The sequence below is a fragment of the Sphingomonas larreae genome, assembly GCF_051400595.1.
Lineage (GTDB): Bacteria > Pseudomonadota > Alphaproteobacteria > Sphingomonadales > Sphingomonadaceae > Sphingomonas.
In genome coordinates, this window is the sequence record NZ_JBLFFI010000001.1 from 72,872 (window position 1) to 84,576 (window position 11,705).

The 11,705-nt window shown below is 66.4% G+C and carries 8 protein-coding genes and 1 pseudogene; 4 read left to right on the forward strand and 5 right to left on the reverse strand.

Annotated features, from left to right (window positions below; genetic code table 11):
- Positions 1-303 precede the first annotated feature (303 nt).
- The 3 genes from ACMGDM_RS00335 (at position 304) to ACMGDM_RS00345 (ending at position 5,701) form a co-directional block, all read left to right on the forward strand.
- Complete coding sequence (locus tag ACMGDM_RS00335; RefSeq protein ID WP_436802153.1) at positions 304-3,369, forward strand: TonB-dependent receptor; 3,066 nt, start codon at positions 304-306, stop codon at positions 3,367-3,369.
- A 42-nt stretch (positions 3,370-3,411) separates the two neighbouring features.
- A complete protein-coding gene (locus tag ACMGDM_RS00340) occupies positions 3,412-4,965 on the forward strand; it encodes a tryptophan halogenase family protein (protein WP_436802154.1) in 1,554 nt (517 codons plus the stop codon).
- A gap of 130 nt (positions 4,966-5,095) precedes the next feature.
- The gene (locus ACMGDM_RS00345; protein WP_436802155.1) at positions 5,096-5,701 is read left to right on the forward strand and encodes a CC0125/CC1285 family lipoprotein; all 606 of its coding nucleotides are present in this window, start codon (positions 5,096-5,098) and stop codon (positions 5,699-5,701) included.
- Between the two features lie 166 nt (positions 5,702-5,867).
- Here ACMGDM_RS00345 and secA read toward each other — a convergent pair whose 3' ends face one another.
- The 3 genes from secA to ACMGDM_RS00360 all read right to left on the reverse strand — a co-directional run bounded on the left by secA (position 5,868) and on the right by ACMGDM_RS00360 (position 9,377).
- The gene (gene secA / locus ACMGDM_RS00350) at positions 5,868-8,603 is read right to left on the reverse strand and encodes a preprotein translocase subunit SecA (protein ID WP_436802156.1); all 2,736 of its coding nucleotides are present in this window, start codon (positions 8,601-8,603) and stop codon (positions 5,868-5,870) included.
- A 90-nt stretch (positions 8,604-8,693) separates the two neighbouring features.
- Positions 8,694-8,960: a hypothetical protein gene (locus tag ACMGDM_RS00355; RefSeq protein WP_436802157.1), complete on the reverse strand. Its 267-nt coding sequence runs from the start codon at positions 8,958-8,960 to the stop codon at positions 8,694-8,696.
- A 54-nt stretch (positions 8,961-9,014) separates the two neighbouring features.
- Entirely contained in the window at positions 9,015-9,377 is a 363-nt protein-coding gene (locus ACMGDM_RS00360) for a c-type cytochrome (protein WP_436803597.1), read from the reverse strand.
- A 135-nt stretch (positions 9,378-9,512) separates the two neighbouring features.
- On the opposite strand from ACMGDM_RS00360, the gene argJ reads away from it, so the two are divergent.
- Positions 9,513-10,739, forward strand: coding sequence for a bifunctional glutamate N-acetyltransferase/amino-acid acetyltransferase ArgJ (argJ, locus tag ACMGDM_RS00365; protein ID WP_436802158.1), 1,227 nt, complete (start codon positions 9,513-9,515; stop codon positions 10,737-10,739).
- Between the two features lie 222 nt (positions 10,740-10,961).
- On the opposite strand, the gene ACMGDM_RS00370 is transcribed toward argJ, so the two are convergent.
- Together ACMGDM_RS00370 and trxA are read right to left on the reverse strand one after the other, a co-directional pair.
- Positions 10,962-11,246, reverse strand: coding sequence for a virulence factor (locus tag ACMGDM_RS00370; RefSeq protein ID WP_436802159.1), 285 nt, complete (start codon positions 11,244-11,246; stop codon positions 10,962-10,964).
- Between the two features lie 93 nt (positions 11,247-11,339).
- Positions 11,340-11,666 (reverse strand): annotated as a pseudogene (gene trxA, locus ACMGDM_RS00375) (thioredoxin TrxA); the annotation flags it as partial.
- Positions 11,667-11,705: the final 39 nt, after the last annotated feature.

The window sequence follows — 11,705 nt, forward strand, 5'->3', positions numbered from 1 at the left end:
CCTTACGCGTCTTTGCGCGCGCCACATTCGTGGCCGCAGCACGTCTATCGCTGCCCCGTGCCGTCCGGTCTGCCAACATTTGTAACTCGCCGCCCTCTGCGGTTGAGAAACCGCTTACACTTTGGTGGCCATCCAAGTGTCAGAAGTTTCACATTGATCCGACAAACTGCCGGAGCTACAAGCCTCGTGGTAGCGCTCATCAAGGCGCACCATTGGCCCGGCCGCACAGCGCGGTGGGCGTTGGGGGGGATCATGAAAGATCATCGTCGTTTCGCTGCATCTGTTAACGTTCACCGGCGCGCCATGCGCTCGGGTGCGTCGCTTGCCGCGCTGCTCGCGCTCGGCGTGAGCGGCAGCGCTTGGGCGCAGGCGGAGATTCAGCCGATCGCTCCCGACGCGACGCAGGCCGCCGTTCCGGGCCAGGATCAGGGCGAGCCGGGCGCGAGCGACGCCGGCGACGTGGTCGTCACCGGTCGCCGCGCTGCGCTCCAGGCGGCAGACGACCGCAAGCGCCGCAGCGAGACCATCATCGATTCGGTGGTGGCCGACGACGCCGGCAAGCTGCCCGACAATTCGATCACCGAGGTGTTGCAGCGCGTCTCCGGTGTGTCGATCGTCCGCTTTGCCGCTCTCGGCGATCCCGACCATTATTCGGTCCAGGGGTCGGGCGTGCAGGTGCGCGGTCTCACCGGTGTCGCGTCGCGCCTCAACGGTCGCGAGATCTTCAGCGCCAATAACGGCCGCGCCATCCTGTGGAGCGACGTCACTCCCGAACTGATGGCGGCGGTGGACGTCTACAAGGCGTCGACCGCCGACCTGATCGAGGGCGGCACCGGCGGCCAGATCGATCTGCGCACCAAGATGCCGTTCGACTTCGACGGCGGCTTCCATGTCGCGGGCACCGGCGAGCTCGCGCTGGGCGACATGGCGAACAAGGCCGATCCGACCGGCTCGTTCCTGGTGACCAAGAGCTTCAACACCGGCATCGGCCGCATCGGCGTGCTCGCCGACGTCGCGTTCAGCCAGTTCAGCTCGCTGTCGCAATTCATCCGCACCAGCCCCTATTTCCTGACGCGGCTGAGCGACGGCAGCGACAAATACGTGCCGAGCGGCTTCGCCTACGGCGATGAGGCGTTCCAGTATCGCCGCTACGGCATCTACGGCGCGGTGCAGTGGGCGCCGAGCGACTCGCTCACCTTCACCGGCAGCTTCTTCCAGTCGCGCTACAAGAGCCAGTCGAGCGACTATGGCACGCAGCTCGACTCGCAATCGCTGACCGTCAATCCGGCGACCAGCCGCTTCGACAGCGACGGCCTGCTGCTGTCCACCGACGCGCTGTTCAACCGCAACACCGACACGTTCGCGCCGACCAACGCCGCGATCACCAGCAGCGGCAACAAGGGCTTCGTCCAGAGCAACACGGTGACGCGCGACTATTCGCTGTCGTTCGCCTGGGAACCCGACGGCGGTCCGCTGTCGATCAAGGGCTCGCTGCAGCGCGTCGACTCGCATCAGGTCTATGATCGGATCGACATTTTCCGCGAATTGGGGTTCGGCAACAGCTACGGCATCGACCTGACCGACGACCTGCCCGCGATCAGCGTCGGCGCCGACACGCGCGCGGCCTTCGCGAACCCGGCCAATTATTTCTGGTCGGCGTCCATGCCGCACAACGAGAACAACAAGGGCCGGCTCGACTCCGCGCAGCTCGACGTCGAATATACGTTCGACGACGATTTCTTCCGCTCGGTGAAGTTTGGCGGCCGCGCGGCGGAGCGCAAGGAGCGCGACTTCGCGAACGGTTACAACTGGACCGCGCTCGGCCGCGGCTGGAACGGCGACCCGCAGCTCACCTACGCCAATGCGGCGCCAGGCGATGTTGGCGTTCACACCTTTGACGATTTCTTCCGCGGCCGGACGGTCCTGCCCGGCAACCTGATGTTCGCCTCGCAGGGGCTGGCGTCGCGGTACAACCGCGACCGGACCGGGCTGGTGCAGTCGCCGCCGGCGGGCTTCTGCGGCGCCGCCCCGACGGACGCGCAGCCCAATCCGTTGTTCAACGACTGCTCGGCGGCGGGGCCGCTGCCGGCGGGTAGCGGCTATGGCGGCGCGTCCGGCATCCGCCCGGTGGGCTTTGTGCTGCCCGGCGATCAGGTCGACAACCGCACGCGCAACATCGCCGGCTATGCGCTGCTGCGCTTCGGCCCGCGCGACAACATGCCCGGCGTGTCCGGCAACATCGGCGTGCGCGTCGTCAACATCCAGAACGAGGGCAGCGGCTATATTCAGCAGAACGGCGGCACCGCTTATCTGCGCAACGGCGTGTCGCAGACGCTGGCCAACACCTTCGTTCCGCGCGGCGGCAAAGCGGAGTTTACCCGCGTTCTTCCGTCGGTGAACTTGGAATGGGCCCCCGCGGAGAAGGTGAAACTGCGCGGCAGCTACAACGTGACGCTCGACCTGCCGAGCTTCAACGCGCTGCGTTCGTCGGGCTCGGTCGGCGTGGCGACGAACACCAATCCGGGCGGCACCGCGCTGCAGCCGCTCTTCGCCAACTTCACCGCCGACACCGGCAACCCGCTGCTCAAGCCGACGCTGTCGAACAACTTTGACATCTCGGTGGAATATTATGCGCGCGCCGGCACGTCCTTCCATATCGCGCCGTTCTACAAGCGCCTTACCAACCTGCCGATCTTCTCGATCACCGAGCGGCAGGTGAACGTCATCTTCACCGACGGCAGCAACGAGACCGTTACCGCGACCGCGTCCGACTATATTAACTCGAACAAGGCGGCGACGGTGAAGGGCGTCGAAGTCGGCGGCCGCTTCTTCCTCGATATGCTGCCGGGCTTCCTCAGCGGGTTCGGCTTCGAAGGCAATTACACCTTCATCGAGAGCAGCAACCCGGGCGACCTGTATCGCGACATCCGCGGCCAGCTGCGCAACGACGCCCCACTCGTCGGCCTGTCGAAGCACAATGCGAATGCGACGTTGCTGTACGAGCGCAACCCCTTCTCGCTGCGTGTGGCCTATTCGTGGCGTTCCAAATACCTGCTGTCGACCAACAGCAACGGCACCAACGGCACGTACAATTACTACAGCGCTGCCGGCGTGCTGACCGATCTCGACGGTGGTCCGAACACCAGCACTCAGATCGCGCTGCCGATCTACGGCGGCAATTACGGCTCGCTCGACGCCGGCATCCGCTTCAAGGTGACGGACAATTTCTCCTTCGGCGTGCAGGGCACCAACCTCACTGCAGCGACCCAGCGGACACTGATGGGAGGCTATCCGAACGGCCGCCTCGTCAGCCGCAGCTGGTTCCAGAGCGATCGGCGGATCAGCACGAGCATCAACCTGTCGTTCTGATACAAGGCGCTGCCCCGCCCCGGCAGCGGGGCAGCGAAGGACATGATGATGCGCAAGCGCGTGCTGATTGTGGGCGGGGGCACCGCCGGATGGCTCACCGCCGGCTATCTCGCCAAGCGGCTCGGCGCCGACCTTCGCGACGGCGTTGACATCACCCTCGTCGAGTCGAAGGACATTGGCGTGCTCGGCGTCGGAGAGGGGACCTTTCCCACCATCCGGCGCACGCTGGCGACGATCGGCATCCCGGAGGCCGATCTCATCCGCCGCTGCGGGGCGACGTTCAAACAGGGCGCCAGCTTCGTCCACTGGCGCCACCCGCCCGGCACGGCCGGGCGCGACCACTACATGCACCCGTTCCAGATTGCCGAAGCCCCGGGCGGGCTCGAGCTGCTGCCTTACTGGCTGAGCGGCGCCGCGGGTGCGGTCGAATGGGACGAGATCGCCACGCCGCAGAAAGCCGTCGCCGACGCGGGCCGCGCACCCAAGCTGCCGACTCACCCGGACTATGTCGGCCCGCTTAACTACGCCTTCCATTTCGACGCGGTCGCATTGGCGGGACTGTTGCGCGAGCATGCCATTGCCAACGGCGTGACGCATCTGGTCGACACCGTCACGTCTGTGTCGCTTGACGACTCCGGCGCGATCGAGCGCGTCGAGACCGAGCGCAATGGCGCGCTCACCGCCGATCTTTACATCGACTGCACCGGCTTCCGCGCCGAACTGATCGGCCGTGCCATGGGGGTGCCGTTCCGCTCGTGCCGCGACGTGCTGTTCTGCGACCGCGCCCTCGCCGCGCAGCTACCCTATGCGACGCCGGACGCCCCGATCGCCTCCTACACCATCTCGACCGCCCAGCCCGCGGGCTGGACCTGGGACATCGGGCTCGACCGGCGCCGCGGCATCGGCCACGTCTATTCCTCCGCGCACAGCGACGAGGCCGAGGCGGAGCGCGTGCTGCGCGACTATCTCGGTCCGCGCGGCGCCTCCGCCGAGGTGCGCAGCTTCCGCTTCGAGGCTGGCTTTCGCGAGATCAACTGGCACCGCAACTGCGTCGCGGTGGGCCTGTCGAGTGGCTTCTTCGAGCCGCTCGAGGCGACCGGGATCGCCTTTGCCGAGGTGTCCGCGGCGATGATCGCAAACCTGTTCCCCTGGGGCGGCGACTATGAGGCCTCGGCACGCCAGTTCAATGCCAATCTGCTGCGCCGCTACGAGCGCGCGCTCGACTTCATCAAGCTGCATTATTGCCTCTCCGAGCGACGTGACACTGCCTTCTGGCGCGACAATGTCGCCGACTTGTCGAACACCGACAGTCTTCTCGAACTGCTCGACCGGTGGCGCTATCGCTGGCCCAACGAGCTCGACATCGATCCGCAGGTCGACATCTTCACCGAGGCGAGCTGGCAATATGTCCTCTACGGCATGGGTTGGCACACCGACCTGAGCGCGCGCGCCGGTGCGCTGCGCTACGCCGACGACGCCCGCCGCGCCTTCGCGGAGGTAAAGCGCCAGACCAACGTGGCGCTCGCTCATCTGCCCACCCACCGCACGCTGGTCGACGTCGCGCAGCGGCATGGGCTGGGCAGCGCCGCGGCCTAGGAAGCGATCCGGCGCCCGGCGTGCTTGCCACCTGCTTGGCAAGCGGAGCGTTTCCGTTCATCGCTCGTTCCACTCGCCTCGGCTACACGACGCCAGTCGTGCCGCCCTGGTGCGATTGGAGTGACTCGCCATGTTGAAGAAATGGGGCCGCACCGCCGCTTTGATGGCGCTGGCGGCCAGCACCACGTTGGTCGCGGCGTGCGCGACCGAGACTGCCTACCGCCCGGCGACCGGATCGGGCTTCTATCGCACCGGCTATAGCGACACCCGTATCGAGCCGAACCGGTTCCGCGTCACCTTCGCGGGCAACACGGTCACTGACCGTGACGTCGTCGAGCGTTACCTGCTGTTCCGCTCGGCCGAACTGACGCTGCAGAACGGCTATGATTATTTCGTCATGGCGGATCGCGACACCGACCGTCAGGCCCGTACCTATTCCACGCCGGGCTATGGCGGGTTTGGTCCGGGCTTCGGTGCGTTCGGTGGCGGGCTGTGGGGGCCGCGCTGGGGCTTCTACGGCCGCGGCTTCGGCTATCGCGCCTGGGATCCGTTCTGGGGTGGCCCGTGGGGCGGCTTCGGCGGCGGCGCCGATATTCGCACCGTCGACCGCTACGAGGCGTCCGCCGAGATCGTGATGTTCAAGGGCTCGCCGGAGCCGGGCAACGTCCGCGCCTTCAACGCGCGCCAGGTGGTTGAGACGGTCGGGCCGACGGTCAGGCTCCCCAAGGCGTCCTGATCCGGCATATCGTTGACGAAAGGGGCCGCGCCCGGCTTGGTCGCGGCCCCTTTTCTGTTTCGCATCGTGCGGAACGTAGTTCATGTGCCGTGACGATCGATTGACCTTCGTCATCCCGGTCTTGAGCCGGGATGACGACGCCGCCCCGAGACGAGAACGCCCGTCGTTACGCCGCGCCGTGGCAATGCTTGTACTTGCGACCCGAGCCGCACGGACATGGCGCATTGCGACTCACCTGCCCCTCCCAGCCCGCCGGATCGGCGCCCAGATCGGCCGCCGACGGCTGCGGGATCTGTAATGGCGGCAGCTGGGTCGTCACGAGCCCGAGCGTGCCGGCGTCGATGTCGTTCGAATTGTCCTCACCAGTGAACGGGTCGAAGTGGGTGGTGATGAAGTCGGGCAGCTCGGGCAGCGGCGGCGGCGCCTGCATCCGGAACGAGGCATGCGCGATCGTCTTGGTCACGTCCTCGCGGATCGCATCGAGCATGCGCCGGAAGAGGTTGAAGGCCTCCTGCTTATATTCGTTGATCGGCGTCTTCTGCGCATAGGCGCGCAGGTGCACCACCTGACGCAGCGCGTCGAGCGTGGCGAGATGCTCCTTCCAGTGATGGTCGAGGTTCTGCAACAGGATCGACTTCTCGACCTGGGTCCAGGTCTCGGGCTCGAGGTCGGCCGACTTGCTCGCCACCGCGGCGTCCGCCTCCGCCTGAACGCGCTCGGTGACGATCTCGGGGTCGATCGCGTCCTCCTTGAGCCACTCGTCGATCGGCAGCTCGAGGTTGAGGATATCGGCGAGCCGCGCCTTCATCCCCTCGATATCCCATTGCTCCGGATAGGAGTTGGGCGGGCAGGCCTCGCCGACGATGGCGTTGACCGTTTCGGCGCGCATGTCGCTCACCACCTCGCCGACGGTCTCGGCGTCCATGATGTCGGCGCGCTGCTCGTAGATCACCTTGCGCTGATCGTTCATCACGTCATCATATTCGACGACCTGCTTGCGGATGTCGTAGTTGCGCGCTTCGACCTTCTTCTGCGCGGTCTCGATCGCCTTGGTGAGCCACTTGCTGCCGATCGCCTCGCCATCGGCGATGTTGCTGCGCATCATCTTGGCGAACAGCGTATCGGGCCCGAAGATGCGGAGCAGGTCGTCGTCGAGCGAGAGATAGAAGCGGCTCAGGCCGGGATCGCCCTGGCGCCCCGAGCGGCCGCGCAGCTGGTTGTCGATACGCCGGCTCTCGTGCCGCTCGGTGGCGAGCACGAACAACCCGCCCGCTTCGAGCACCTTCTGCTTCTCCACCGCGATCTCGGCGCGGATCTGCTCGATCGCCGCGTCGCGCTCCGGGCCCTCGGGCATGCCCGCGAGTTCGTCCTCGACGCGCATCTCGAGGTTGCCGCCGAGCTGGATGTCGGTGCCGCGGCCCGCCATGTTGGTGGCGATCGTCACCGCCCCGAGCCTACCCGCCTGTGCCACGATATGCGCCTCGCGCTCGTGGTAGCGCGCGTTAAGGACCGAGTGATCGACCCCTTCCTGCCGCAGGAACTCGCTCAGCAGCTCGGACTTCTCGATCGAGACGGTGCCGACCAGCACCGGCTGGCCGATCTCGGAATGCTCACGGATCTTCTTGGCGATGGCGCGGAACTTGTCCTGTGTGTCCTTGTAGAACTCGTCTTCCTCGTCGACGCGGTGCACCGGCTTGTTGGTCGGGATGGTGACCACGTTCATCTTGTAGATATCGTAGAACTCGGCCGCCTCGGTCGCGGCGGTGCCGGTCATGCCCGCCAGCTTGGGATACATGCGGAAGTAGTTCTGGAAGGTGATCGAGGCCATCGTCTGGTTCTCGGGCTCGATCTGCACGCCCTCCTTGGCTTCGACCGCCTGGTGCAGGCCGTCCGACCAGCGGCGACCGTCCATCATGCGCCCGGTAAACTCGTCAATGATGACGACCTTGCCGTCCTTGACGATGTAATCGGTATCCCGCTTGAACATCACATTGGCGCGCAGCGCCTGGTTGAGGTGGTGCACCACCTGGGTGTTCTCGAAATCGTAGAGGTTGGCGCCCTGGAGCAGCCCGGCGGCCTCGAGCATCCGCTCGGCGCGCTCGGTGCCGTCCTCGGTCAGCACGATCGTCTTCTGCTTCTCGTCCTTCTCGTAATCGTCGGGGACGAGCTGCTTCACGATCGCGTCGACGCTGATGTACAGCTCGGACTTGTCGTCGGTCGGCCCCGAGATGATCAGCGGCGTGCGCGCCTCGTCGATCAGCACCGAGTCGACCTCGTCGACGATCGCCATCGCGAAGGCGCGCTGCACCATCTGCTGGCGCTCATACTTCATGTTGTCGCGCAGATAGTCGAAGCCGAACTCGTTGTTCGTGCCGTAGGTGATGTCCGCGGCATAGGCCGCGCGGCGCTCCTCATCGGTGAGGTTGGGCACGATCACGCCCGTGGTCAGCCCGAGGAAGCGGTAGACGCGACCCATCCAGTCGGCGTCACGGCTGGCGAGATAGTCATTGACGGTGATGACGTGGACGCCGTCGCCCGGCAGCGCGTTAAGGTAGGTGGCGAGCGTGGCGACCAGCGTCTTGCCCTCGCCGGTGCGCATCTCGGCGATCTCGCCGCGATGAAGCACGATGCCGCCGATCATCTGCACGTCATAGTGGCGCTGGCCGAGCACGCGCTTCGCCGCCTCGCGCACCGTGGCGAAGGCCTCGGGAAGAAGCTGGTCGAGCGTCTCGCCGTTCGTAAGCCGCTCGCGGAAACGCACGGTCTGCTGCGCGAGCGTGTCGTCGTCCATCGCCTGCAGCGTCGGCTCGAACGATGCGATCTTGGCGAGGATCGGGTTGAGCGATTTGACGTAGCGGTCGTTGGACGAACCGAAGAGGGTCTTGGCTAGGCCGCCGAACATGGGCTTGATCCTGTATTGGGGAGCGGCGCGGCGTCGATCGTCGACGCGCGCACGCTGATCTAATCGGGAGAGAGCGGAAGCGGCGTGGCGCTATACGCGCCGGCGGCCCGCGAAGATCGGCTCGCGCGGCATGAGCGCAAGGGCGATGACACGCGGCGCAGCGGCGCTCGTGATCAGCACGGCGAGCGCCTGCTCGGGACGCATCGCGACGCGGCGCGCCGCGGAAACGATCGCGGCGGCATGCGTCTGCTGCGCCACAGCCTGCGCCGGCTGCGCCTGACGCGCGCTGGCCCCCACGCCGGTCAGCGCGGAGAGCAGGGCCGAGAGGAGCAGCAACAGATTCACGGACTTGGACATAAGACGAGACGAACCGCCCGTCCACCGGCCGCTCAAACGTCAACCATCAATTTGTCAGCGCTTGCCCTGTCCATCGCGTAACCGCGCGGCGGCGATGATGCTCTTTAAATAGGCATCAATGTCCCGGAGGTCGCGCACCGTCCAGCTGTGCGGCGGGACACGCACATTATTTTCCCGTAGAGTCCGAGGTATCAAGTGACCGCTTGGCTGTAGAATGATAGAAGACACGATGACGCCGGGATAGGTGGCTAGGCGCGTCTTGAAGGCTTTTGTCGTCAGGTCGGGCGTAGGCGGATGGCTCTTGCGCGCCAGCGGCCCCGTGCCACGCGCGTCGGCGCCGTGGCACATGGCGCATCGCTCCGCATAAAGCCGAAGCCCGTTATCGAGCGAAGCGCCGCGGAGAGCGGTGGCGCCCATCAAGGCCCAGCATGTCGCGCGGCGAGTCGCGCTCCTCGCGCTCCGGCGATCCAGCCGGACAGCGAGGAGCGCACGACGAGATGCCTCACCACGGCGCCCCTTTGCCTGTCCCCCCGCCGCGCCTAAGAGAGCGCCATGTCGACGTCCATCTCTCCGCTCGCCACTCCCTTCCCCGATATGGCGACTGTCGCGGGCGTGACGCTGCGCGTCGCGCGCGCGCACTACAAGACGTGGGACCGCACCGATCTCACGCTCGCCGAACTCGCTCCCGGCACCACCGTTGCCGGCGTGCTGACCCGTTCGAAATGCCCTTCGCCCGAGGTGGAATGGTGTCGCGCCGCGCTGGTGCTCGGCCACGCGCGCGCGCTCGTCGTCAATGCCGGCAACTCCAACGCCTTCACCGGACATCGCGGGCGCGCGGCGGTGGAGGCGATCGCGGCGCAGGCGGCGGCGCAGCTCGGCTGCCAGCCGTCCGACGTGTTCGTCGCTTCCACGGGGGTGATCGGCGTGCCGCTTCCGGTCGACAAGGCGCAAGCGGGCGTCGCCGCGGCCTTTGCCGCACCCACGGCGACATGGCGCGAGGCCGCGGAAACGATCGGCACCACCGACACATATCCGAAGGGTGTTAGCGCTACGGCGGTGGTGGACGGGCGCACGATAACGATCGCAGCCATCATCAAGGGCTCGGGCATGATCGCGCCCGACATGGCGACCATGCTCGGCTTCATCTTCACCGACGCCGCGGTGGAGCCGCCCTTCCTCCAGGCCGCGCTCGCCGCGGCGAACGCGCGCACCTTCTCGTGCATCACGGTGGATGGCGACACCTCGACCAGCGACACCATACTCGCTTTCGCCACGGGTGCGGCGGGCAATACACCACTCGCTGATGATGACAGCTCGGGGGCCGACGCCTTCCGCGCCGCGCTCGCGGACGTGTGCCGCCAGCTCGCGCTGCTGGTGGTGCGCGACGGCGAGGGCGCCACCAAGCTGATCGAGGTGACTGTGGAGGGCGCCGAGAGCGGCGCCTCGGCGCATCGCGTGGCGATGTCGATCGCCAACTCGCCACTGGTGAAGACCGCGATCGCGGGCGAGGACGCCAATTGGGGGCGCGTCGTCATGGCGGTGGGCAAGGCGGGGGAGCCGGCCGAGCGCGACCGACTGTCGATCCGCTTCGGCGCCACCCAAGTGGCGCGCGACGGCCTGGCGGTGGAGGGGTATGACGAGGCGCCGGTCGCCGCGCATCTCAAGGGTCAGGAGGTGGAGATCGGTGTCGATCTCGGCCTTGGCGAAGGCCGCGCCACGGTGTGGACCTGTGACCTGACGCACGGCTATATCTCAATCAACGCCGATTATCGCAGCTGACGGTGCGCCCCCTCGGGCGGGCTGGTTGAGAGGCGCGCTCCATCGCATCAACTGCGTTCATCCCGGATTTGGTCCTGGGTTCACCCGTCCACGTACCAGCGGTCGTTAAGTTCGCCGCCTGTGGATCTCGGACGAAGTCCGGGATGACGATAGGAGACTAGCAAGCGCGTGCGACGGACGTAGCAAGGGTATCTATTCGCATGCGCGCCTCCCCTCGCATCCTCATCGCAGCGCCGCCGAGAGATCGCTCTCCTCGTCGATACGCAGCATGCGGATGTCGAGAACCGAGGGCGCGAACCAGGCGCACAATCGGCTGAGGTCCTGCACCGCCAGCACGCAATCCACCGCGTGTGCCGCCTCGCTCACATAGAGGCTCGCGCCATCGCGCTGGTGGAAACCGTGCTGCTGCAGAATGTCACTCACTTCGCGATAGGCATCACGCAGCGAGGGGCTAGGATAGCGGCGCTCGAGGATGGTCGCGTCGAGGTCGAACACGATCGCGTACATTCATCCCCCTGAAATGCCGATGCCCGCGCCTATTCCTAAGCGCGGGCATCGGGCGCGGGGAGACCGCGCTGACCCGATCCGGTGATCGATCGCTCAGGCGAGCTCGCCCTCGAGCCAGGCCTTGATCCGCCCCTTGGGCTCCGCGCCGATCTTGGTGGCGGCAGGCGCACCTGCCTTGAACAGGATCATCGTCGGGATGCCGCGCACGCCATAACGACCGGGCGCGTCGGGATTATCGTCGATGTTAAGCTTGGCGATCGTCACCTGCTCGCCGAGCTCCTCGCTGATCTCCTCCAGCGACGGGCCGATCATCTTGCACGGCCCGCACCACTCCGCCCAGAAATCGACCAGCACCGGCTTGTCCGCCTGGAGCACGTCGCTCTGGAAGCTGGCGTCGGTGATCGTCTTGGTGGCCATGTCTTTTCTCCTTCGTCGTGCCTTAGCTAAGACGCGACACCC